The sequence below is a fragment of the Acidovorax sp. genome (assembly GCF_046294525.1).
In the GTDB taxonomy this organism is placed as follows: Bacteria; Pseudomonadota; Gammaproteobacteria; order Burkholderiales; family Burkholderiaceae_C; genus Acidovorax.
This window is the reverse complement of sequence record NZ_JBKBKQ010000034.1, coordinates 1-22,740: the sequence shown is the minus strand read 5'-3', so window position 1 is coordinate 22,740 and position 22,740 is coordinate 1. Positions and strand designations below refer to the sequence as shown.

The 22,740-nt window shown below is 60.4% G+C and carries 30 protein-coding genes and 1 tRNA gene; 29 read left to right on the top strand and 2 right to left on the bottom strand.

Features of this window, described 5'->3' with window-relative positions; translation table 11 throughout:
* Window positions 1-70 precede the first annotated feature (70 nt).
* The 29 genes from ACK4HJ_RS20965 (at window position 71) to ACK4HJ_RS20825 (ending at window position 21,331) form a co-directional block, all read left to right on the top strand.
* Window positions 71-325: a hypothetical protein gene (locus ACK4HJ_RS20965; RefSeq protein WP_409835160.1), complete on the top strand. Its 255-nt coding sequence runs from the start codon at window positions 71-73 to the stop codon at window positions 323-325.
* Window positions 322-576 (top strand): hypothetical protein, encoded by a 255-nt coding sequence (locus tag ACK4HJ_RS20960; RefSeq protein WP_409835158.1) that lies wholly within the window; start codon window positions 322-324, stop codon window positions 574-576. Before ACK4HJ_RS20965 ends, ACK4HJ_RS20960 begins: the two co-directional genes overlap by 4 nt.
* Complete coding sequence (locus ACK4HJ_RS20955; protein ID WP_409835157.1) at window positions 573-800, top strand: hypothetical protein; 228 nt, start codon at window positions 573-575, stop codon at window positions 798-800. The genes ACK4HJ_RS20960 and ACK4HJ_RS20955 overlap by 4 nt, the downstream gene beginning before the upstream one ends.
* Window positions 793-1,200 (top strand): recombination protein NinB, encoded by a 408-nt coding sequence (locus ACK4HJ_RS20950; protein ID WP_409835155.1) that lies wholly within the window; start codon window positions 793-795, stop codon window positions 1,198-1,200. Before ACK4HJ_RS20955 ends, ACK4HJ_RS20950 begins: the two co-directional genes overlap by 8 nt.
* Window positions 1,197-1,493 carry a hypothetical protein gene (locus tag ACK4HJ_RS20945; RefSeq protein WP_409835154.1) on the top strand — a complete coding sequence of 99 codons (297 nt, stop codon included), beginning with the start codon at window positions 1,197-1,199 and terminating at the stop codon, window positions 1,491-1,493. The genes ACK4HJ_RS20950 and ACK4HJ_RS20945 overlap by 4 nt, the downstream gene beginning before the upstream one ends.
* On the top strand, window positions 1,487-2,053 hold the full coding sequence (locus tag ACK4HJ_RS20940; protein WP_409835152.1) for a recombination protein NinG: 567 nt from the start codon (window positions 1,487-1,489) through the stop codon (window positions 2,051-2,053). Before ACK4HJ_RS20945 ends, ACK4HJ_RS20940 begins: the two co-directional genes overlap by 7 nt.
* On the top strand, window positions 2,043-2,381 hold the full coding sequence (locus ACK4HJ_RS20935; RefSeq protein WP_409835150.1) for a hypothetical protein: 339 nt from the start codon (window positions 2,043-2,045) through the stop codon (window positions 2,379-2,381). The genes ACK4HJ_RS20940 and ACK4HJ_RS20935 overlap by 11 nt, the downstream gene beginning before the upstream one ends.
* Window positions 2,382-2,577: 196 nt before the next feature.
* Window positions 2,578-3,261 carry a hypothetical protein gene (locus ACK4HJ_RS20930; protein WP_409835148.1) on the top strand — a complete coding sequence of 228 codons (684 nt, stop codon included), beginning with the start codon at window positions 2,578-2,580 and terminating at the stop codon, window positions 3,259-3,261.
* 601 nt (window positions 3,262-3,862) lie between these two features.
* Window positions 3,863-4,183, top strand: coding sequence for a hypothetical protein (locus ACK4HJ_RS20925; RefSeq protein WP_409835146.1), 321 nt, complete (start codon window positions 3,863-3,865; stop codon window positions 4,181-4,183).
* On the top strand, window positions 4,167-5,420 hold the full coding sequence (locus tag ACK4HJ_RS20920; protein ID WP_409835144.1) for a PBSX family phage terminase large subunit: 1,254 nt from the start codon (window positions 4,167-4,169) through the stop codon (window positions 5,418-5,420). Before ACK4HJ_RS20925 ends, ACK4HJ_RS20920 begins: the two co-directional genes overlap by 17 nt.
* A 170-nt stretch (window positions 5,421-5,590) precedes the next feature.
* Complete coding sequence (locus ACK4HJ_RS20915) at window positions 5,591-7,771, top strand: hypothetical protein (RefSeq protein ID WP_409835143.1); 2,181 nt, start codon at window positions 5,591-5,593, stop codon at window positions 7,769-7,771.
* The gene (locus tag ACK4HJ_RS20910) at window positions 7,768-8,061 is read left to right on the top strand and encodes a hypothetical protein (protein WP_409835142.1); all 294 of its coding nucleotides are present in this window, start codon (window positions 7,768-7,770) and stop codon (window positions 8,059-8,061) included. The genes ACK4HJ_RS20915 and ACK4HJ_RS20910 overlap by 4 nt, the downstream gene beginning before the upstream one ends.
* A gap of 85 nt (window positions 8,062-8,146) precedes the next feature.
* Window positions 8,147-9,112, top strand: coding sequence for a hypothetical protein (locus tag ACK4HJ_RS20905; RefSeq protein ID WP_409835140.1), 966 nt, complete (start codon window positions 8,147-8,149; stop codon window positions 9,110-9,112).
* Between the two features lie 12 nt (window positions 9,113-9,124).
* Complete coding sequence (locus ACK4HJ_RS20900; protein ID WP_409835138.1) at window positions 9,125-10,096, top strand: DUF5309 family protein; 972 nt, start codon at window positions 9,125-9,127, stop codon at window positions 10,094-10,096.
* A 57-nt stretch (window positions 10,097-10,153) separates the two neighbouring features.
* Complete coding sequence (locus ACK4HJ_RS20895; protein ID WP_409835136.1) at window positions 10,154-10,465, top strand: hypothetical protein; 312 nt, start codon at window positions 10,154-10,156, stop codon at window positions 10,463-10,465.
* Window positions 10,462-11,040 (top strand): hypothetical protein, encoded by a 579-nt coding sequence (locus tag ACK4HJ_RS20890; RefSeq protein WP_409835135.1) that lies wholly within the window; start codon window positions 10,462-10,464, stop codon window positions 11,038-11,040. Before ACK4HJ_RS20895 ends, ACK4HJ_RS20890 begins: the two co-directional genes overlap by 4 nt.
* Window positions 11,040-11,882, top strand: coding sequence for a hypothetical protein (locus ACK4HJ_RS20885; RefSeq protein ID WP_409835133.1), 843 nt, complete (start codon window positions 11,040-11,042; stop codon window positions 11,880-11,882). Before ACK4HJ_RS20890 ends, ACK4HJ_RS20885 begins: the two co-directional genes overlap by 1 nt.
* Window positions 11,879-12,970, top strand: coding sequence for a hypothetical protein (locus ACK4HJ_RS20880; protein WP_409835131.1), 1,092 nt, complete (start codon window positions 11,879-11,881; stop codon window positions 12,968-12,970). The genes ACK4HJ_RS20885 and ACK4HJ_RS20880 overlap by 4 nt, the downstream gene beginning before the upstream one ends.
* Before the next feature lie 2 nt (window positions 12,971-12,972).
* On the top strand, window positions 12,973-13,221 hold the full coding sequence (locus ACK4HJ_RS20875; protein ID WP_409835129.1) for a hypothetical protein: 249 nt from the start codon (window positions 12,973-12,975) through the stop codon (window positions 13,219-13,221).
* Window positions 13,221-14,771, top strand: a complete 1,551-nt coding sequence (locus ACK4HJ_RS20870) for a hypothetical protein (RefSeq protein WP_409835127.1) — start codon at window positions 13,221-13,223, stop codon at window positions 14,769-14,771. Before ACK4HJ_RS20875 ends, ACK4HJ_RS20870 begins: the two co-directional genes overlap by 1 nt.
* Complete coding sequence (locus tag ACK4HJ_RS20865) at window positions 14,772-15,014, top strand: hypothetical protein (protein ID WP_409835125.1); 243 nt, start codon at window positions 14,772-14,774, stop codon at window positions 15,012-15,014. It abuts the gene before it with no gap.
* Window positions 15,015-15,022: 8 nt separating this feature from the next.
* Window positions 15,023-15,994, top strand: a complete 972-nt coding sequence (locus ACK4HJ_RS20860) for a hypothetical protein (RefSeq protein ID WP_409835124.1) — start codon at window positions 15,023-15,025, stop codon at window positions 15,992-15,994.
* The gene (locus tag ACK4HJ_RS20855) at window positions 15,994-16,356 is read left to right on the top strand and encodes a hypothetical protein (protein ID WP_409835122.1); all 363 of its coding nucleotides are present in this window, start codon (window positions 15,994-15,996) and stop codon (window positions 16,354-16,356) included. The genes ACK4HJ_RS20860 and ACK4HJ_RS20855 overlap by 1 nt, the downstream gene beginning before the upstream one ends.
* Before the next feature lies 1 nt (window position 16,357).
* Complete coding sequence (locus tag ACK4HJ_RS20850) at window positions 16,358-17,119, top strand: hypothetical protein (RefSeq protein WP_409835120.1); 762 nt, start codon at window positions 16,358-16,360, stop codon at window positions 17,117-17,119.
* Between the two features lie 2 nt (window positions 17,120-17,121).
* Window positions 17,122-18,381 (top strand): hypothetical protein, encoded by a 1,260-nt coding sequence (locus ACK4HJ_RS20845; RefSeq protein WP_409835118.1) that lies wholly within the window; start codon window positions 17,122-17,124, stop codon window positions 18,379-18,381.
* Window positions 18,382-20,073: a hypothetical protein gene (locus tag ACK4HJ_RS20840; RefSeq protein WP_409835116.1), complete on the top strand. Its 1,692-nt coding sequence runs from the start codon at window positions 18,382-18,384 to the stop codon at window positions 20,071-20,073.
* Between the two features lie 141 nt (window positions 20,074-20,214).
* A complete protein-coding gene (locus ACK4HJ_RS20835) occupies window positions 20,215-20,460 on the top strand; it encodes a holin (RefSeq protein WP_409835114.1) in 246 nt (81 codons plus the stop codon).
* Window positions 20,457-20,936, top strand: coding sequence for a glycoside hydrolase family 108 protein (locus ACK4HJ_RS20830; protein WP_409835112.1), 480 nt, complete (start codon window positions 20,457-20,459; stop codon window positions 20,934-20,936). Before ACK4HJ_RS20835 ends, ACK4HJ_RS20830 begins: the two co-directional genes overlap by 4 nt.
* On the top strand, window positions 20,933-21,331 hold the full coding sequence (locus ACK4HJ_RS20825) for a DUF1353 domain-containing protein (protein WP_409835110.1): 399 nt from the start codon (window positions 20,933-20,935) through the stop codon (window positions 21,329-21,331). Before ACK4HJ_RS20830 ends, ACK4HJ_RS20825 begins: the two co-directional genes overlap by 4 nt.
* Before the next feature lie 190 nt (window positions 21,332-21,521).
* Here ACK4HJ_RS20825 and ACK4HJ_RS20820 read toward each other — a convergent pair whose 3' ends face one another.
* Both ACK4HJ_RS20820 and ACK4HJ_RS20815 read right to left on the bottom strand, forming a co-directional pair.
* Window positions 21,522-22,451 (bottom strand): tyrosine-type recombinase/integrase, encoded by a 930-nt coding sequence (locus ACK4HJ_RS20820; RefSeq protein ID WP_409835109.1) that lies wholly within the window; start codon window positions 22,449-22,451, stop codon window positions 21,522-21,524.
* A 168-nt stretch (window positions 22,452-22,619) separates the two neighbouring features.
* Window positions 22,620-22,704: transfer RNA gene (locus ACK4HJ_RS20815), tRNA-Leu, on the bottom strand.
* Window positions 22,705-22,740 lie beyond the last annotated feature (36 nt).

Below are 22,740 nucleotides of genomic sequence, written 5' to 3'. Positions count from 1 at the left end.
CGCAAGGCCGACTGGCAGCTTGCGCCAGTCAAACAGTCGGCCTCACGGCCAAGGAATGGAGGGTGATGTGATGAATTGCAAACCTGGGGATTTGGCCGTGATTTTTCGCGGCGCTGCGTTTTCCAAATACATCGGCGCAGTGGTGCGCGTGGTGGAAACAGATGGGCAGTTTTGGAGTACTGAAAAGAGCCTGGACGGTAACGAGAAGTACCCAATCCTTGTCCCTGATAGCTGCCTCCGCCCCATCCGCGACCCTGGAGACGACGCCCAGGACGAAACCCTGCAATGGCTCCCAGAGCCCAGCACTGTGAAGGAGGCAGCATGACCCCCGAAGAAATCACAGCCATGGCGAAAGAGGCGGGCGTTTTGCCGAGCAGCCCCTTTGTTGGTGTGCGCCCACAGGATCAAATGGCACTGGTTCGATTTGCTGAGTTGGTAGCCGAGAAGGCCGCAGCCCAGGAGCGGGAGGCATGCGCACGGATTGCAGCAGGCCAGTGGGCGAATGTCGCGGAAAAGCTGTACGGCATCGAATGCGCCGCCGCCATCCGCGACAGAGGCCAGAAGGGAGGCGTATGACCATCGGTGTATTCATGCCAGAGGGCACAGAAGCCCGCATCTGCACCGAGATTGCAGCACGCCAACAGATGGGCATCAACAAGTACGGCACCACCGTAGCCGAAAACCCCCTGAGCCTGCGCGAGTGGCTTGTCCACGCGAAGGAAGAAGCCCTAGACCAGGCCATCTATCTGCAGCGCGCAATCGAGGAAATCGACGCGCAGGAGGCTAGGCGTCATGGCTGAAAAGCGCGTCTTCAAGCTGGTGCATGCCCAGGCCCGTCGTGGCGCTGTGGAGGCCGTGCAATCCGCCCCTGATGGCTTTTGCGTAACTGTTTCGGAACCCACCCGCAGCCTGGACCAGAACGCGGCAATGTGGCCCATCCTGCAAGCCTTCGCCGATCAGCTGCAGTGGCCCGTGAATGGCGCCATGGTGTGGATGACGCCCGACGAATGGAAGGATGTCCTGAGCGCGGCCTACAAGCGCGAGTCTGTCCGGGTTGCCATGGGTATGGATGGCGGTGTGGTCATGCTGGGCTGCCGCACGTCGAAGTTCAGCGTTCGCGAGATGAGCGAATTCATTGAGTTCCTGCACGCGACGGCTGCCGCGCGCGAAGTGGACTTGCTGTATCGGGAGGTGGCATGACCAACTTCGGCAAAGAAGTCCGCAAGGCAATGATCGACGCAGATTTGAAGGTCTGCGAGTTCGCTAGATCCATCGGGGTGACCCATGGTTATGCATGCCAAGTGATAGCAGGGATGAAGAAGACCCCGCCATCTTTCTACCGGCACCTCGTGGACAAAGGCTTGGCAACCATTCCCGTCCAAGTCGAATACACCCTGGACCGCCGCGCAATGGATGTGGCGGGGCTGAACCGGGACCAGGTCGCGGAGTTGGTCAAGTTGGCTGATGGGATGCGGAGGGCGGGGAAATGCTGACCTACAAGAACCCCAAGGCCAAGCCCTGTGAGGTGTGCCAGAACCTATTCGTTCCCGACCGCATGGGCCAGGTCGTTTGCCGTCCTGCCTGCGCAATGAAGAAGGTGCGCCAGGAAAAGGTGCAGGAGCGCGCAAAGGTCCGCACCCGCAAAGAAGCCATCAAGACCATCCCCGCACTCATCAAGGAGGCCCAACGTGAATTCAACGCCTACATCCGTGAGCGTGACGCAGGCAAGCCGTGCATCTGTTGCGGCCGCACGCAAGAGGATGGCTATGGCACGGCGGCTCATGGATGGGACTGCGGCCACTACCGAAGCACCGGAAGTGCTTCTCACCTGCGCTTCAACGAGGACAACGCCCACCGGCAGCTTGTCATTTGCAATCGCCATGGTGCTGGCCGAGCAGTTGATTACCGCAGAGGCCTTATCAATCGCATCGGTTTGGAAAGAGTCGAGGCCCTGGAGGCCAGCAACGCCCCTCACAAGTGGACGCACGAAGAACTGAGGGCCATCCGCGACACCTACAGGGCAAAGCTCAAGGAGATGAAGAGTGAGAAATAACGCAGGCCGTCCAGTAGGCGCACGCATCCGCGAGGTGCTGGAGATCACCGAAGCCCGTGGCCAGGCCAACACCACCGAAATCCGCCTGGCAATGAAGGGCCATGTCGAGTCAGCCAACGTGGGGAAATACTGCTCCCGCGCCGTGGGCCTTGGACTGCTCACCGCCGATCGCACGCAACACCCGATTGTGTACCGCGCCGTGGAAGGCTGGAGAGAGGCAATTGACGCCCGCCCACCATCACGCCGCCGCCCTGAGCCAAAGCCACAGCCCACGCCGCCGCGTACATGGCGCATGGCAAACAGCGTCTTTGCACTGGGGGCCGCATGACCCAGCCAGCAAAGCTCAACGGGTGCCACAACCGCCCGCCGTTCAAGCAATCGACAGAGCTTCGGGACCACCACGGGCGCCTGGTGTCGTCCTGGCCCGCAGTCATGAACCCGGCATGCCAGTACACGCATTCGGAGCTGGGCCAGGCCGATGAGAGATGCCAGGGATGCAAGCACAGAGTAAACAAGGGGGAAAAATGCTGAACGACGAACGCCGAACCATTGAAGAATCCTATGCTTCTGCTACTGCCAGCTCTGACCTGCGCTGCGACACCCGCGATGGTGCGCCGCGCTCCGACACCGACCTGCTGATCGCCGCAGGCTGGTCGCCCAGCCGTATCGGAGCCGCACTGTTGCGCCTGCATACCGAGTGGGATGGATCCGAGCGAGGGCACGCTGCTGTCGCAAGCGACTTTCTTGGGCAGGCCGCATTGCCGCGTTCTGCGGTGAACGTTGGGCCGCGCAGCCCCATGCTTGATAAGAGAGAGCAAGTCGAGCGGGCCGAGAAGCTTGCGACCGAGCACAACAAACAGCAGGCCAAGTTGCTGATGGCGCACTTGAAGACCATGCCCGTCATCCGCGAGCAGTTGACTCTGCAGTTGCTGAAATGGAAGGTAGAAAACGCCGAGCAGGTGGCGGGTGCGCTGCTGCGGTGGTGGTTGGCCCCCAACTGCCACGCCTGCCAAGGCCGCAAGTTCGAGACGATCCCGGACACCGGCCGGCTGTCTAGCAAGCAATGCAAGCCCTGCGGCGCGACGGGAAAGTTACGGATTCCGCACGGGGAGGCGGGGCGCAGGTTGGCGAACTTCATGGACGACTGTGTGGGCATCGCGCGCAACTCGATAAAAAAGCGCTTGCACACCACAATTGGATGTAGTTAGAATTGCAACCGTCGATTGCAGAGGGCGCTGTCCCTCTCGCGCGGCGACTCTCTGCTGAACGTCACCACGCAACAGCCTGGCATCGCCTGTAGCGACGTGGGAAGACCTCGATGGGAGAGCTCGCCCTAAATTTTCTAACCCCGCAGGTTCGCGCCTGGCGGGGTTTTTCGTTTGGCTTGTGTCCCATGTGGATAGCAAGTATCCGGGCGCCTTTGGTAGCAATGCCACGGGCACCCTGTCTCGTTCGCTCAGCCAGGCTCGCCAGACACAGCCTTCACCGCCCTGGATCGTCCTGCGCTGAGCAACCCACTGCCATGACCCCAGAACCCAAACCAGAACAGGACGAGCCCTTTGAGCTTGACCTGAACGACGAAACACCTCTGCCCGTCATCTGCGAACTGTCAGAAGACGGGACATGTGAGGTGTGCCAATAGTCGGACCCCGAGAACACCGCGAACCCTGCGTGGCGGCTGGCGGGTAAACCAGTCGGTTCTTTCTCGTATGCCCATACGACAGGGGGAGGCGCGAACGGCAACGCCCAGGCATGAGCTAGACCGATGGGCGCTTAACCACTTCGGACAATCCACAGAGAACCCGAGCCATGTCTACTGTAGAGCCCACTAGAAAGCGAGAGAAGACCGGAGGCCGTACCAAAGGCACGCCCAACAAGGTCAATCGTGAGTTCCGCGAGACTGTCCGCAAGCTGCTGGACGACAACGCAGAGAACGTAGGCACGTGGATCACGCAAGTAGCCGAGGGCCACGGCGAGAACAAAGCCGATCCGGCAAAGGCGCTTGACCTGCTGGCGAAGCTGGCCGAGTTCGCCGCTCCAAAGCTCGGGCGGGTGGAGCATGTTGGCGAAGGCGGCGGGCCGGTCCTGAACGAGATCGTCATCAAGGTAGTGAATGCAGATCGAAGCTGAGTTTCCACGGAAGCTCGCATTTCTGTTCAAGCCAGCCCGATACAAGGTAGCGCACGGCGGGCGTGGTTCTGGCAAATCTTGGGCATTCGCCCGCGCGCTGATCCTTTTGGCCGCACAGAAACCATTGCGCATCCTGTGCGGCCGAGAGGTGCAGAAGTCCATCAAGGATTCTGTCCACCGGCTCCTGAGCGATCAGATTCAGGCATTGGGCCTGGGTCAGTCGTTCGACGTACTTGAGTCGGAGATCCGAGGTAAGAACGGTAGCCTTTTCTTGTTTGCCGGGTTGAGCCAGCACACAGTCGAGTCCATCAAATCCTTTGAGGGTGTGGACATCTGCTGGCTGGAGGAATCGCAGGTCATCAGCAAGCGGTCATACGACGTGCTTCTGCCAACAATTCGAAAGGATGGGTCAGAGGTGTGGCTGAGCCTGAATCCAGATATGGAGACGGACGAGACCTACCAGAGGTTTGTCGCTAATCCGCCTCCAAATGCATTAGTTGAGCAGGTGAACTGGCGCGATAACCCGTGGTTCCCTGATGTGCTGGAGGCGGAGCGGCAAGAGACCATGCGCCGCGACCCGGACAGTTACGAAAACATCTGGGAAGGCAAGCCAAAGCGTGTCGCAGAGGGTGCGATCTACGCTATGGAGATTGACCAAGCGTATGCACAAAACAGGGTGCGGGCAGTGCCCTACGACCCGCTGCTCTCAGTGCACACCGTTTGGGACTTGGGTTGGAACGACTCGATGACTGTCGGGTTCTTCCAGCGCTCCGGCGCTGAGGTGCGTTGCATCGACTACATCGAGGACTCATTCCGAACGCTCGATTGGTATGTGGCGGAGGTCGAAAAGCGCCCCTATCGCATAGGGACGTACTTCATACCGCACGACGGCAGGGCTAGGGACTTCAAGACCGGCAAAAGCACAGAAGAAATCTTGACGGGAATGGGTAAGGCGGTAGAGGTTCTGCCAGTGCTCAGCGTGGAGGAGGGCATCAAGGCCACGCGGATGATGTTCCCGCGCACGTATTTTGACCAGGACAAGGCGGGGCCCCTGCTGGAGCATTTGAAGCGCTACAAGCGGACGATCAATGCCAGGACGAACGAGCCAGGCGCACCACTTCACGACGAACACAGCCACGGCGCTGACATGTTCCGCTACGCGGCCATGGCGGTTGACCAGATGGGTAATGCAGCAGGGAATAAACCCATCCAATACAAGCGAAAGATGCTCGCATGAACGAACTTCACACCTACGCAGACGGCTCGCAGCGGGTCGGATGCGCACCATTCCCGAAGCTGTCTCCACTGGAAGAACAAGCGGCCCTGCTGCGTGGTGAGCCGACGACCCAAGAACCAGAGCCCAAGCCACGCGCGAAACCAGGCCCCAAGCCAAAGCAGGACTAACCAATGGCGAAGATGACCGACGACACGCTGCTAAAGCACCTCCAGGCAAACGAGGATGATGCTGCGCAGTACGTCGAGGCCGTGGGTTATGCGCGTCTCGCGTCGATGCGCGAGTATTACCGCGAGCCCTATCCAGGCGATGAAGAGCTGGACGGCTGGTCGCAGATTGTCACGTCCGAGGTTCAGGACACGGTCGAATGGATATTGCCCGAACTGCTGGATGTGTTCACCACCAGCGATGAAGCGGTGGTATTCGAGCCAACAACGCAAGAAGACGTGCAGGGCGCCCAGCAGGCTACCGACACTTGCAACTACATCTTCTACAAGCAGAACAATGGCTTCCTGACGCTGTACACGGCGTTCAAGGATGCGCTGATCGCCCAGAACTGCGCGGTGATGTGGCGCACCTGCACGGATCAAGTGCGCGAGGTTCAGAAGGTCAATGGAGCACCTATCGAGGTGCTCGCCATGCTTGAGGCAGAGGGCTACGAGATTGAGGCTGCCAGCCCTGTGATGGGCGCGCTTGTTCCGCTGTTCAATGCGTCTGTAGCTCGCACGGTCGAGAAGAAGAAGATTCGGGTAGAGGCATTCCCGCCTGAGCAAATGATCATCAAGAAGGGGTGGACATCCCCCCTGTTGGCCGACTGCCCCTATGTCGCCCGGGTGATGGAAGTCACGCTGTCCGACCTGCGGCAGATGGGCTTTAAGGATGTGACTGCCGCCGAGCTTCGGGCTTCTGAGGATGCCTTGCCTGATAGCCTGGAAGAGGACTATCGTATCCAGCGCACCGAGGGCAAGTTCACCGAAGACGGTGATTCGGTCGATACCGAGGACGAGAGCCTTGCTACTGGCTGGCTGCGCATCGAGTTCGTGCTGGTGGACTATGACGGCGACGGCATTGCAGAGCGCCGCCTGATCTATCGCCTGCACGACAAGATCCTTGAGAACGAGGAAACCGACCAGGTACAGATTGCCACCACCAGCCCGATCATCAACACGCACCGCTGGGACGGCATGTCCATTGCCGAATGCGTGTCGGATATCCAGCGGCTGAAAACCGATCTGACCCGCGCGATGGTCAACGGCGCGAATCTTGCCGTCAACCCGCGCAAGACAGTTCTCACCGATGCGAACGGCAACCCATACGTGGATGTGGATGATCTGCTGGACTTCCGTGTGGGTGGGATCGTCCGTCAGACTCGGGAAAACGCGCTGAGCGTAGAGCCAACGCCATTCAACCCAGGCCAAGTGCTGCCAGTCCTCGCCTATGTCGATGACATGGCCGAGAAGCGCACGGGTGTGTCCAAGCAGCAGCAGGGCCTTGATGTGAACGCCCTGCGCCCCGACCGCACGGCCGCCGAAGTGATGATGACGGCCAACGCGGCAAAGCAACGGGTGAAGCTGATTGCCCGAATCTTTGCTGAGACGCTGGTGAAGCCGGTCTTCATGGGCATCCTCAAGCTCTTGACGCAAGGGGAAATGGAGCCATTGGCCTTCCGCCTGCGCGGGCAGTTCGTGCAATACGACCCCAATGAATGGCGGGACCAGTACGACATGACCGTGAATGTCGGCCTGGGAACGGGTGACAAGCAGCAGCAAATCGGCGTGTTTACGAACCTTCTGCAGACGCAGATGGGCCTGGCTCAATCTCCCTTTGGTCAGCTGATGATCCAGCCACAGCACATCTACAACACCGTCGCAAAGATGGTGGAGTTGGGCGGCCAGAAGAATGTGAATGACTTCATCGCCAACCCGCAAGGTCAACCCTTGCCACAGCCCGGCCCGCCTCCGCAGTTGATGCTTGAGCAGGCCAAGATGCAGCAGCAGGGCCAGATCAAGCAGATGGAGTTGCAATTCCAGGCTCAGGCGGCAGAGATGGACCGCCGCCAACAGGCAGAGCTGGAACTGATCCGCCAGCGCGCCCAGCAGCAGACGGATGCCAATCGGCAGGCGATGGAAGCCGAACTGCATCGCATGAAGCTGGCGCAAGAGGCTGAAGTGCAGGCCTTGCGTGCGCAATACGACGACGCCCGCCATGTGCGTGAGATGGCCTACAAACGATGGGAAGCTGAGCTGGATGCATCGGTCAAGATCGAGTCGGCCAACATCAGCAGCAAGGCCAAGGTGGCAAACGAGGCGACCGCTGCCGCCACCGCCGAGATCGGCCGGGAGGTGCGGCCATGAACGACGCCGAAATAGCCAAGATGGGCGACGACGCACGCCAGGTGCTGAACAACCCGGCGTTTCAGCAGGCCATGGCGCAGATGCACGAACTGGCCCACAAGGCGTTCAAGCAAACCGACCTGCGGGATGCTGAGGGCTTGAAGATCGCCCGCCAGTTCGCATCAGTGACAGACGACTTCGAGACCATCCTCAAGCGAATGATTGAAGGCGGCAAGTTTGCCCAGGCCAATCTGGACAAGCACCGCGACGAAAGCGCCATGAAGAAGGCGGCGCGCAAGGTTTTTCGGTAGTCACCTACCTTTTTGGGCCTCCGCAGTGATGCGCGCCCGCAGCCCTCTCTGGTGACGTGAGAGCGGGTTTTGATAGGAGCATCTAATGGACGGACAAGCCGATCAGGCCCCGGTCTCTGCTGATGATTTGGCTCAGTTCTTGATCGACAACCCCGAAGCAGACGGGGCCGATGAACCACAAGAACCGCAAGAGCCGACCGACGAATCCCCCTCCAATGAGGACACGGACGAGCCGGAAACCGAAGACGACAGCCCGGATGATGGCGAGGAAGACCCCGCCGAGAAGCCCGATCCGACAAGCGGTCGCAAGTTCAAAGTCACCGTCAAGGGCGAAGACGGCGCGGACCTCGAAACAGAGGTTGACGAAAAGGAACTCGTAGCAGGCTACCAGCGGCACGCGGACTACTCCCGCAAAACCGCAGAGCTTGCGCGGCGAGAGGAGCAAGCGACAGAGATTGTCCGCGCCAAGGTCACCGAGGCGCAGCAGCACTTTGTCCAAAAAGCGCAAATGGCCGAAGCGCTGGTGGCTCGTCTTGCTGGATTGCGCAGTCCCGAAGAAATGCTGGAGTTGTCGCGCCAAGACCCTGCGGCGTACGTCGCAGAGCAAGCCCGGCAGCAGCAGGTGCACAGCATGATCGCTGGCCTGCAAAACCAGTGGCAGCAAGAGCAGTTCCGGCAGCAGCAGGAACAGCAAGCGGCCATGCAACAGCAGTTCGCCAAATGCTGGGGCGTGTTGGGCCAGAAAGGCATCGACAAACCCAAGCTGCAGCACATCTTTGAAACCGTGTCGAAAGACTACGGAATCCCCATGCAGAGCTTTGCCACCCTGGCAGACCCTGCGGCGGTGATGGTGATGCGCGACGCGGTTGCCTATCGGGAACTGCAGAAGAAGAAATCCGAGGTCACCCAAAAGGCTGCGGCTGCACCGCGCCTGCCTCAGAAATCACCCGTGCCCCGCAATGCGCCCGAGCAAAAGCGCGCAGAGCGGCTTCGTTCCGGTCGAGGGTCGCGTGACGACCTGGCCGCATTCATCGCACAACACGATCTGTAAGGAGGTCTGCAAATGGCAGTCCCAACCAATACCTACACGCGCTACACGGCATCGACCAACGTGCGCGAAGACCTGGCCGACTTCATCGCCCGCCAGGACCCCGAAACCACGCCCATCATCTCCAGCGCTGGCAAAGCCAAAGCCATGCAGACGGCGCACGAGTGGAACCGCGATTCGCTGCGCGCCCCCAACGCAGACAACGCGGCCATCGACGGCGACGACGCAACCACGTCTGCCAAGACACCCCCCGCCCGCGTCGGAAACTACTGCCAGATCTTCACCGACACGGTGCAGGTCTCCGGTCGTGCCGAAGTGGTGGACAAGGCAGGCATGAAGTCCGCATTAGCCTACAACAAGGCCAAGATGTACAAGGAACTCATGCGCGACATGGAGAAGATGGTGGTCTCCAACAACGTCGCCGTGCTGGGTTCTGGTGCCGCTGCGGCGAAGTCTGCCGGTCTCGGCCCGCTGATCTACACCAACGCCAACCACGGTGCCGGTGGTTCTACGGTTGCGCACACATCTGGTTTTGCCACGGTCGCCCCGACTGCTGGCACTGGCCGTGCGTTCAGCAAGACCATCTACGACGCCGCTGTTCAGGCCACGTACATCAGCGCAGGCAAGGTGCCAAAGGCTGTGTACATGTCCCCAGCTCACAAGACCGTCGCTTCCGGTTTCACTGGCATTGCCCAGAATCGCTACGAAGTGAAGGGCGAGAACCAGGGCGCCATCATCGGCGGTGCTGACGTGTACGTGTCGGACTTCGGCGCGATGACCCACGTCCCCCACTACATGATGGCTGGCAGCACCAATGTGTTCGGCCTGGACGTGAGCGAAATCAAGATCGCGTACCTGCGCCCATTCCAGTCCACCCCCCTGGCCAAGACTGGCGACAGCATCCGCGAGCAGATTCTGGTGGATGCCACCCTGCGCGTCGAGGCTGAAAAAGCCAACTTCAAGATCGCCGACCTCACAGGCGGTTGATCAACTCGGCAGCAACAAGAGGGGCCCTTCGGGGCCCCTTTTTCATTGGGACATCAGATGTTCGGCAACTTCCAGATTGACGAAGGCGTGAACCCGGCCACGGGTATTCGCACGCGCATTCACTTCGAAGGCGATCAAGTCGTTGTGCAGAAGACCTACGACGCCGAACCCTACATCCAGCGCGCCGCAGAGATGCGGGCCCGCAACGAGGGTAAGCGTTGGGGTGAAGGCAAGGAGGTGGGCGTGTTGCCGCCTTGGGTCAGCCATCCGATTTCCTTGATTGAGGACGACGCCGAACGCGAGCGCGCCACAAAGCAATTCTTCCGCGAAAACCCCGCATTTCTGGCGTATGACGCCTTCATCAAATGAACTGGGGTGAACTCAAAGCCGCAGTTGCGGGCTACACCCACCGCGACGACCTGGATGCGCTGTTCCCTACGTTTCTGCAGCTGGCAGAGCAGCGCATCTACATCGGTGAGGTGAACTCACCAAAGGTGCGAGTGGCTGCTATGCGGCAGTTTGCGACCCTTGCCAATGGAACCAGGCCATCAGGTTTCCTTGAGGCAATCAAGGTCAACGAAGCCAGCAGCCCGGACAAGACGCTGGATTTCTGCCCGCTAAACCGCCTGTCTCTGGAACGCCGCGCATTCAGTTGGGACGGCCAGACGCTGGTTTTGTCCGACGACCAGGGCTTTCCGCTTGACCTGACGTACTACGCCAAATTGACCACACCAGTCGCAGACAGTGACAGCAACTGGCTCACGGAAAACGCGCCTTCCGTCTACCTGGCATCGCTGTTGGTGGAAGCCTACCGCTGGGCCATGGATGACCAAGCCGCAGCACGCGAGGCCAACAACTACGCCAGCGCCGTGAACTCGCTCAACAGCCAAGACCGCGCCGCTCAATCCAGCGGATCGCGGCTCATCGTCAGAGGGGGGCGCTAATGCCACTCGAAACCGTAAACTACATCAGCGATTTCAACCCGCTATGGCCGCTGGGTAGCGACCCCAAGTCCAACGGTGACAACCACCTGCAGATTATCAAATTCGGGACAAAGAACACCTTCCCGAATATCACCGGCCAGGTCACGCCTACCCACGTCGAAATCAACTACCTGAGCGGCGTCACATCGAACGTGCAGGTGCAGCTGGGGAACAAGGCCAACACGGCCAGCCCTACCTTTACGGGCACTGTCGTTCTTCCTTCGACAACTTCGATTGGCACGGTCACGGATGCGGAGATTTCCCGCCTGTCCGGTGTGTCGTCTGCGATCCAGACTCAGCTGGATGGGAAAGGCGCCATCACCGGGCAGACGTGGAGCGGTGCGCATGACTTCACGGCGGGCTCTGTCAACGTCCCAACGGCAATGGCAGGGGATGCCAGCACAAAGGCTGCCTCTACAGCTTTTGTAGCGGGCGTGGCGTTCTCGTCTGCGCTGCCTGGCATATCCGGCAACCCTTTCAAGTTCACCGCGAATGATGGCTCTGTTGCGAGCTGGCGCTATCCGTTTCTTTTTTCGGAGTCCGTGACCGGAACGAGCGTTACGGCAGTTGCCGGGAAGCGGTATCGCTTGCAAAACGCCGCTGCAACCACGGTCACGCTGCCCGCCTCGCCTTCCGACGGTGATGTGGTCGGCATCGCCTCGCTCAACCGCCGCAAAGACAACGTGGTGGCGCGCAACGGGCAAAACATCTGTGGTCTTGCTGAAAACATGACCATCGGCAACCCCTACTTCCCCCTCGTCCTTGAATTCCGCACTGGCTACGGCTGGGAGCTTGTCGCATGAGCAATCTAAACACATTCATCGGGGCGGGTAGCAGCCTAATTCCTCTGCGCTACGTCTTTGCCCGCTCCATGCAGATGATCACCAGCCCTGTGCGCGGGAAGCTGGCTGTGCTGTGTGTGGCTGGTTCTGGGAGTGGGGCAGCAACGACCAATAACACCGGGTTTTGTGGCGGTGGTGCGGCCGGGGAAATCGCAACTGACTTGATCGACATCGAGGTGGGTGATTTGGTGATCCTCTCGCCGGGTTCTGGTGGCGCATCGGTGACCGGCATAAACGCCGGAAATCCTGGGACGCAATCAGCAGTCTCCATCGGCGGGTCCATCACGTATAGCCTGACCTGCGCGCCCGGTGCTGGCGGCGTCCGTTCCACGACAACAGGCGCCATCACCGGCGCCGCTGGCGGTACTGGTGGTACTGGTGGCACATCACTTGTCCAGCGTGGCGCAGGTGGTAATGGCGGAAGCCGCACTGCAAACAACGGCACCGGGGCCACGGGCGGTGGGGCGTGCAATCTGCAGTTAACCAGCAGCTCCACGATTACGCGCGGCGGCAACTACTCACAAACAGGCGCTGGAACGTCCACATCAACAGGCGGTGGTGGCGCTGGTGGGAATGGTGGAGACCTCACAACCAACTCAGTTTTCCGCTCTGGAGGCGGTGGTTATGGTGGGGCTGCAGCTACTGATGCATTGACTGGTGGCCCGAACGCAGTAGGGACCAGCAATGCGGCCTCTCCGACAAGCATCCTGAGTAATTTTGCGCTGTTTGGGCTTGATGTGTTTGGCGGTGGAAGAACCTCGACCATAGGCACAACATCTGGAACCAATGACGCCCCTGGCGGCGGCGGTGGTGGCGGCAGCGGCCAAGACAGCGGCGGCGGGCAAAACTTCGGTGGAAACGCAATTCTGTTTGGTGGAGGTGGTGCCGCAGTCAATACCAACGGTTCTTCGCACACAGGGGTTTTCGGCGGTGCAGGAAAAGCCGGTGGTGGTGGTGGTGCTTTTGCCGCCGTCGCAGGCTCTGGCGTCACCAGCGGGGCTGGTGGTGAGGGTTTCGTAATTGCAGTATTCCTGCAGTCTGGGAGCTAATCATGGTCATTGGTTTTGGCTACGCAGCCCAAGGTGAAGGGCACGTCATTCTTTACGCGATCAACTTTGCACAGGAGTCAGACATTGCTCTGTTCACGCCATGGCTGACTTCGTTCTACCCTGGGACAACCTGGGCACCACAGAATCAGTTTCCGGAAAACTGCTGGGTCAATTGGGTCCGTGACACCCCCGAGGGTGAGTGGTACAACCCCAACCCGGCGACAGAGGCCCACACTCCGGACCTGTCCTGATGCCCATCACCCAGGTCCCTAAACTCGGCTCGGTAGGGGTCATCTACGACCAGCCAGCCGAGGAACTGCCGGTCAGCGCGCTATCGGACGTGAACAACGTCCGTTTCCGCGAAGGGGCAATGGAGAAGATCCTTGGGCACAAGCAGATCTACACCACGCCATCCGTCACGCCGTACTGGCTGCAGGCATACAACCAGGGCGGGAAGCGGTGGTGGATTCACGCCGGGCTGGCGGCGGTGTTTGCTGATGACGGCACGAGCCGCTCGACCATCACCCCATCGTCTGCGCCGACTGGCGGTGTCATGGACCGATATACCGGTGGTGTTCTCAATGGTGTGCTGATCATGAACAACGGCAAGGACGCGCCGTGGTATTGGGGGGGTACGGGGGTATTGCAGACCCTGCCCGGCTGGCAATCTGGTGTCCGCGCCCGGTCCATCCGCCCATACAAAAACGTCGCTGTTGCCATTGGGGTAACAAAGGGGGTCGGGTCTACGCCTGTGGAATACCCCCACATGGTCAAGTGGTCAGATCAGGCCGTGCCCGGTGCTGTGCCTTCATCTTGGGATGAGACAGACCCGACCAAAAACGCGGGCGAACTGGACTTGGCCGAAGAGCCATCGGAGATGGTGGACCAGCTGACATTGGGTGATGCAAACATCATCTACAAGCAGCAGTCCATGTGGTCGATGGTGCCCAGCGGTGACAGCCAGATTTTCCGCTTCCAGCGTTTGCCCGGCGAGGTTGGGGCCCTGGCCCGGGGGTGCATCGCAAATACTCCGCTTGGGCACGTCGTGCTGACCCCCGGTGATGTGATCATTCACAGCGGCCAAGGCCCACGGTCCATCATCAACGCCCGTTTGCGTCGGTGGCTGTTCTCGCAGATCGACAGCACAAACGGGGATATGTCCTTTGTGACGCTCAACCCGGCGACCAATGAGGTGCTGGTGTGCTTCCCTTCGTTGGGTTCTGCAGCGTGCGACAAAGCGTGTGTATGGAATTGGGTGGATGACGTGTGGAGCGTGCGCGATCTCCCGAATGTCACCTACGGGGCGACCGGACAGATCGAATACTCCGCCACGCAGACATGGGACAGTGACAACGACGCCTGGGATGACGACGTGACGGCGTGGGATGAAGACGAGTTCTCGCGCAATCAATCCCGCCTGCTGGTCACGACCACAGAGCCACTGATCGCCGCCATGGATGCCGCCGCGACATTCAACGGGGTGCCATTCACCGCAGTGGCTGAGCGCACCGGCTGGACGATGGATCAACCCGACCGCGTGAAGGTCATCAAAGGGGTGCGCCTTCGAGTCAACGGCCCAGCAGGCACGCAAGTACAGGTGCAAGTGGGGTCTGCCATGCAGGCAGAGGACAACGTGACCTGGAGCGCACCGGCTCTGTACACGCACGGGTCCGGCAAGATCGAAGTGAACGTGTTTTCCAAGGCCGGGCGATTCATGGGTGTCCGGTTTACCTCGGTAGGGAATCAGGCTTTCAAGATCGTTTCGTACGGCGTGAACTACGAACTAAGGGGGGGCTACTAGATGGCCTACATACCCCGCCAACCCCCCGCAGACCCGGCCTTGTTGCCGGGTTTTTTTTCGTCAGAGCTCAACAACATCGCGCGCAGCACCGTGACCGACACCGTGCAGCTGCAGCCGCAATCAGTCGCCCCGGCCAAGCCCCGTGCCGGTCTTTTGGTTGAGGCGGACGGCACGAACTGGAACCCCGGATCGGGGGCTGGCCTTTACATCTACCGGGCGGGCGCCTGGGTGTTTTTGGGATAGGAGAAAAAATGGCCGATTGGATGTACAAGTATTCGGACGGCACCATGGGTGCAAGCCCGTGGCAGCGCGACGCATCTGGAAATGTGATGCTCGATGCAAACGGCTCGGTCATGGAAGGCTCTTTCCTGGGCTCCGCAAACCCTGGCGGCGGCTACACACCGGGCGTGAGCGGGTCGGCAGCCGCATCCATGATGGGCTACACCCCTCCCGACTTTGTGGACCCGGCAACGGTTCGCCCGTCCGGTGGCGCAACGTTCGGCGGCTCCAGCTCTGGTTCTGGTGGCGTCTACAACGGCAACACGAAAACATCTGGCGGCGGTTTCGGCGGGCAAAACCCCTATCTGCAGCCGATGATGGACAGCATCACCAACCAGGTCACCACGAACTTCAACCGGAACGTGATGCCACAAATCTCCAGTCAGATGATGGCGACCGGTGGTTACGGTGGTTCTCGCCAAGGCGTGATCGAAGCCAACGCCATGCGCGACATGAACCAGGGTTTGGCGAACAGCCTTGCAAGCCTCGGGCTACAGGACTTCAACGCCATGCGCGGCTATGACTTGGGCTTGCGTGGCAACGACCTGGGCTTTGCTGGCCTGGATGCACAGATCGCACAGAACAACTTCAATAACAACCTGACCGGCGCGCAGTTCGGCCTGAGCATCTTTGACCGCCTGATGGGCAACAACCAGACGGGCATCAACGCCGGGACGAACGTCCAGAACACGCCGATGAACTACTGGAGCCAGTTCGGCAACCAGTTCAATTCCATCGGTCAGGGTTACGGCGCAACTACGGGTTCTACCAGCCAGCAGGGCAACCCATTCATGAGCGCGCTCGGTGGTGCGCAGTTGGGTAGTCGCATAGGCTCGATGTGGGGAGGCCAAGGCCCGACGACCAATTCCGTTGGCGGGGCAAATGCGCAAGGCTGGGGTACAGGCGCCGGGTACGGGAATCAAGACCTCGGCCTGAATTTCTGATGCACTACACGCCCCAAAACATCCCCGCAGAGGCGGTGGATGCGCTGCGGCCTGCCGCTGCGTATTCGTACACGGAAACCGCAGAAAAGTGGGTGGATCTATGCCGCAAAGGGCGGGCGATGTTGTGGCGCAATTCAGACTGCTGGGCAGTGACGGTGGTAGCCGTCACGAAGGTCGGAAAAGTGATTGCAATAGAGGCGCTTGGCGGGGCTGAATGTGATGTGTTGATTGATGAAATCAACGTATGGGCGACAGAGCAAGGGTGCGTCGAATCGATTTTCGCTGGCCGGATTGGTTGGGCCCGCAGACGCAAGGATTACGAGCCAATTAGGGTGTTTGCTCGGAAAAAACTAGGAGATTGATATGCCAGGAGTGGGAAGTATTTTGGGCGGCGTCGGGGCGCTAGCTGGTGGCCTCTTGGGCGGCGACGATGGCGGACAACAACAAACCGCGTCCAAAGAGCCGTGGGAGCCCGCACGCAAGCCGCTTATCAACTCGCTAAACACCGGCCAAGACCTTGAGCGCTACTACCAGCGCAATCCATTTAACCAGCTGCAGCAGACAGGCTATCAAAACCTGTTCGGCGACATCGACGCATTCCGCACCCAGATGGCGCCGGGATTGATGAACTTCGCCAACGGCATGATGACCTCGAACTATCAGCGGGGCCCGCGCAACTCGCAGGTGGAGGCTATGCAATCCCAGCCGATGATGGGGCAGCAGAAACCCATGCTCATGCAAGGCCCGGATGGTGTGTACCAGACCAAGCCCATGCAGGCACAAGGCGGCAGCCTTGAGGGTCTGCTCGGTGGTATGGCGCAGGGTGGCGGCAGGTCGCTGATGGGAGCGCAAGAAAGCTGGAACGGCCTCTTGGGCGGCCAGCCAGGGATGGAATATGGGTTTGGTCAAACGCAAGCAGGCAACCGTGGCCCGTTCTCCGTCCCCGCTGGTAGCACATACGGCACGCTCGATTGGACGCAGCTGAATCCGTTCACTGCATCCAACGGAATCCCACAAACCCCCGTCGCTGAAAAGCCGCCAGAGAAGTCGCCCGAAGACCTCGCCCGAGAGGAATGGGAGCGCCTGGTGCGTTCGGGTATGGGTTATATCGGATCGGGGGCTTAATCATGGCTGGACTGCTCGACTTCAACGACCCAGGGATGCGGATGGGGCTGGGTCTTCTGGCCTTGGGCCAGATGCCGCGCAACCAGGGGTTTCAGGGGCTGATGGGGTTGCTGGCTTCGCAGGACGATTCGGCGCGCATGAAAGCCGAAACAGCATTGCGCCAGGAGCAGGCCAACCGCCAGCGCCAGGAATGGGAGATGAAGGACGCCGCCGCCAAGGCTCAGGCCGCGCAACAAGCTGCCATCCCTTCGCTGTTCACTCCCGGTCAACCTGGTGGTGTGAGTGGCTTCGACGTGCAAAAGGCGCTTGCACTTGGCATGGACCCCAAGGCAATTCAGCAATATGCAGAGCTGCAGAACGTGGGCCGCCAAGAGGTCGCGCGCACCGTTGAGGGCGTCGATGCTCAAGGCCGCCCGGCCACGTTCCAATACGACAAATTCGGTCAGCGCGTGGGGGATGGGGTAGGTCAGTGGAAGGCGCCAATGCTCATCAACCAGGGGGACCGGCAAACCCTTTTCGACCCTGCGGCACGTCAAACAATCGGCAGCCTGGGGATCAACATGTCCCAGGCCGAGCGTGACGCATCCGCACGCGGCTGGGCATCCAACAACCTCGCACAACAACGGCTTGCCTTCGACATGAGCGGCGGCACTGAAGGTGGTGGCGCCCAAGCTGCGCTGACCCGACAATTTGGCAAGGCACCGCCCGGCTATCGATGGAAGCAGGATGGAACCGCCGAAGCCATCCCCGGCGGCCCGGCAGATGTGAAGGCTGGGCTGGAAGGGGAAAAGGCCAAGCAGCGGGCGGCTTTTGCAACATCGGCGGCAGACAACACGCTGGACGCAGTGCGCGACGCCAAGAACCTCACCGGCAGGACAACTGCTGGCGTGGGGTCCGTGCTTTCAGGAGTGCCAGGAACAAACGCCCGCGACCTTCAGGCCAAGCTGGAAACCATCAAGGCCAATTTGGGCTTCGACCGTCTCCAGCAGATGCGCGACATGTCGCCGACAGGCGGGGCATTGGGCGCTGTGGCGGTTCAGGAACTAATCGCCCTGCAGTCCACCGTTTCTTCGCTCGACCAGGCGCAAAGCCCTGCGCAGCTCCAGCAGTCGCTGAACAAGATCGAAAAGCACTACGGGAACTGGAAAAACGCGGTCAATGGACAGATGCCAAAAGATCCAGCGAAGCCCGGAGAAATTGGCAGCGGATCTTTTGGGATGCAGCCATCCAGCGGTGGATTCAAGATCATCGGAGTACGCTAAATGCCCGTCTACACAGTCCAAGGCCCTGACGGCAAGACTTATGACATCGAGGGGCCAGCCGGGGCGACTGCGGACCAGCTGGAGCAGGTCATCACCTCGCAGCAGCCAAAGAGCACCATGCGCGGCATTGCCGAGGGTGTGGGAAACCTTGCTGCCGGTGCTGTGCGTGGTGCAGGGTCTATCGGGGCGACGCTTCTTGCGCCTGTCGACATTGCACGCGATGCGCTCGCGGGGAAAGGTCTTTCCTTGGAGTCCAACCGACAGCGCCGCGCCGACATGGACGCTGCGCTGGGCAGCTTGGGCGCTGACACTGATTCCTGGGCCTACAAAGGCGGCAAACTTGCGGGTGAAATTGCAGGCACCGCCGGTACTGGTGGGGCAATCGCAAACGTGGCAGGCCGTGGGCTTGTGACTGTTGCACCTCAGCTTCTGCCGCGTGCTCAACCGCTGCTGTCTGCAATCCAGTCTGGCGGCATGTCAGCACCGGGTGCCGGGCTGCTCACGCGCACGGCTGGCGGCGCCATAACCGGCGGCGCTACTGCCGCTACGGTGAATCCAGAGGATGCCATATCTGGTGCGCTTGCCGGTGGCGCAATGCCCGGCGTGGTCCGAGGCTTGGGGGCCGTGGGTTCAGCCATTGGCCGTCAACTCCGCCCGGGCGGTGAAAGCGCGCAGCTTGCACAAAAAGCCCTTGATATGGGCGCGCCGCTTGGTATTGCAGATGTCGCAGAGGGCAAGTTCACCAAGGCCGTGCGCTCGGTTCTCAACGATGCGCCGTTGACGGGTGGGATTGGCGCCGCTCAGAACGAGGCGAAACAGAAGTGGTTCAACCGTGCCGTGGGCGAGGTATTCGACGCCGCTGATGACAAGCTGACCCCGCAGGTGATGGACGCAGCCAAGCAGAAGATGGGTGCGGAATTTGACCGCATTTGGTCAAACAACGCCCTCAAGGTGGACAACCAGCTGCTGAATACGCTGTCCAAGACCCGCGCCAACGCTTCCATGCTGCCCAAGGCAGAGCGCACCCGCATCCTGTCGATGCTGGATGACCTGGAGGGTCAAGTGGTACAAGCTGCCGATGGGTCCATGATCATCCCCGGCGAGGTGGCAAACCGCTACCAATCATCGATTCGCAAGGCTTCAGAGAGTGCCCAGGGCTTTTTGAAAAACGACCTGACCAACCTGCGCAAAGACGTGATCGGCGCTTTCAATCGCTCGGTGTCTCCAGATGACGCCGCCGCACTGGCGTTGAATCAGAAGAAGTACAAGGCCTTCAAGACGGTCGAACCGCTGCTGAACAAGGGTGAATTGGGGGTTGCCGGGCGCGAAGCTGGCGACGTGCCTGCGGCATTGCTGCCGGGCGCTGTGCTGCAGTCGTACAAGTCCAACCCCGCAGGGTCGCCACTGGCTGAACTGAGCAAGATGGGTTCAAAGTACCTTGTGGACAGGACGCCCCAGACAGGGGGTAGTCTGCGGGCTGGCATCCAAAACAGCGCAATCGGCGCGGCTCTTGGTCTTGGGGCTATGTCCAATCCACTGGTGGCGGCGGCTGTTGTTCCGTCCGCGATGGGTTTGAATCAGGTTCTTGGCGCGCCCATGCTCGCGCGTGGCCTGCTGTCTGCCAATGTCCCGCAGATGCCCGGATTGCTGACCGCAACTCAGAGAACCGTTCCGGTCCTCACCGCCCAGTGAAGCCGCGCCAGATGCCGTAAAGGAAGGCCAGGAAGCCAATCACAGCAACCTTGAGCCACATCCAATCAGTGAATTCCATGCCCGCTCCTAGCGGGCTTTTTTACGCCCGCAAAGGGGCATTTTAGAGGCACAGGGGGTTAGATGAGCAACCACGCAGTTGAGAACGCAGGCATTGTCGCAAGCAAGGTGGCAGCCTACGGCGGGGCAGGTGGGGCCGTGGTGGCAGGGCTCACCCTCAACGAGCTAGGCGTGATCGTCGGTATTTTCGTGGCGGTGGTGGGGCTGGTGCTAGGCCAAATCTGGTCCTGGCGCAAAGACCGCCGCGAGACGCGAGAGCAAGAGATCCGTATGCGTAGCGAGTTCGGCTCAGAGTGGAACAAGCTATGAAATCCCGCTTTGACACCTGTTTCGAGCGGCTGATCGGCCATGAGGGCGGCTATGTCAACCACAAAAACGACCCAGGCGGCGAAACGAATTTCGGCATCAGCAAGCGCTCCTACCCGCAGGAAGACATCAAGGGCATGACCCTTGAGCGCGCCAAGCAAATCTACAAGCGAGATTTTTGGGACAAGGCCAAGTGCGGCCGACTGCCGAAAGGGGTGGATTTTGATGTGTTCGACACCGCCGTAAATAGCGGTGTACTGCGCGCCACCATCTTCCTGCAGCGGGCTGCCGGGGTCATCGCAGATGGGGTGATTGGCCCGAAGACGCTGGAAGCCGTAAACAGCACGCCGGATGCCGTGATACAGGCCCGCTTCAACGGTGAGCGCCTGTCGTTCATGGCGGACCTGCCAACGTGGCCCACGTTCGGGCGCGGATGGGCGCGAAGGGTTGCCGAGAACCTCAAGGGCATCGGGCAATGAAAGTCACCTTCCTCATCCAGCCCAAGTTACAGCCCATCGGAAACAGCGACGAGTGGGAGCTTTGCGATCCATTCACCGTGCGGGTGGAGGATGGCGACACCACCGAAATCATCACGGTCCCCAATGGGTTCACCACGGACCTTGCCAGCGTCCCAAGGCTGCCTGGGGCCTATCTGGTCTTTGCCAACAGGGGCAGGCGCTCGGCGATCCTGCACGACTACCTCTATTCCCAACAGGTCGACCGCAAGCGCGCCGACAGGATATTCCTGGCCGCTATGGAAAACGAAGTTGGAGCCATTCCAAGGCGCCTCATGTACTGGGCCGTGCGGCTCGGCGGGGGTGCGTATTACCAGTCTCATCAACAGGCCAACGAGGCCGAAAGGGAAGCGCCATGAAGGCTCTTGCAATCACTCTCTGCGCCCTGGCTCTGGTCGGGTGTTCCAGCTTTAAGCTCGGGGCCGGGTGCTACATCCCATACGGGGTAAGCGGTCAGTGCACTGCTGCGACCATGGAGCCAGCACAGCCAGCGCCTGTTGTGGCGCCTGCTGGGGTAAAGAAGCTGTAGGGCTGCTGGAGGCGTGGCCGTCACAGCCGCGCTGAAATCTGCTCCGGGGTTTCCCTGTAGTAGCGCTTCATGAGGATGTTGAGGTCTTTGTGGCGCGAGATTCGGGCCAGCGTCAGGGCGTCCATCTTGCGTGACAGCAGGGTCAGCGCCGTGGCCCGGGCATCGTGGAACGTCAGGCCATTGATCAGCAGTTCAGAGCACAACCGGCTGAACAGCGCAGACCCCTCATTCGCGCCAACGGTGAAAGATGGTAGCGGATCCAGCAGCTTGCGCGCCCTGGTGACAACTGGCATTGCCACGGGCCTGCGCTTGCCCTTGCTGATCGGCAGCACCAGCACCTTGCGCACTGGGTCATAACGGCACGTCAGCACCTCCTGCATCCGCAAGCCCGTGTGCAGGGCAATCCTGAACGCGGCCTGCATCTGCGCCGTCTTGCCCGACCTGGGCGCTTGCAGCACCCTGCGAATCTCCTTCCAACCCCACACGGTTTCCCGGGCGGGGTTTTCTTCCGGTAGGCGCACGCCATCAAACGGCGAGGTGTCAAGCCATCTCCATTCCTTGTGGGCGATCTTGAACATGTTGCGAAACAGGTTCACTTCTCGTAGGACCGTGGACCCGCTCACCGTCTTGAGCCGCGCATCCCGCCAGTTCCCCAAGGCCTCGCTGTCGATCTCGGCCAGCGCCACATCACCGAAGTGCTGCGCGAACGCGGCAAAGCGCCGGGCCTCCCACTGGGTGGCGTTCGCCTTGGTGGGTGATACCGACTCCAAATACTTGTTGATCGCTTCTTGCAGGGTGTGGCCGCGTTGCGCGCCTGCGTCAATTTCTGCCTCTACACGGGTAGCCCAGGCCAGGGCCTCGCGCTTGGTCGGCCAGACAGCGGATTTGCGCACACCCTTGCGGGCAACCTGGGCCCGCCATTGGTCGCCGTGCGGCTTGATGGATGCCATGCGTAATTCCCCATGATGCGTAAATTTGTGGGGAGACTGTAGCAATAACCGCGAAGGAAAAACAAAAACGGCGGCTTCCGTGATGAGATGGAAGCCGCCGTAAGTGCTTGATCTAACGAGGAAAACCGGCAAAAAGCGGCAATCTTCAATGACCGCAAAAATAGCCGATGGTGCCCGGGGCCGGAATCGAACCGGCACGCCTTGCGGCGGGGGATTTTGAGTCCCCTGCGTCTACCAATTTCACCACCCGGGCTGGAATTCGTGAAGCCCCAAATTATGGCACAGTAGG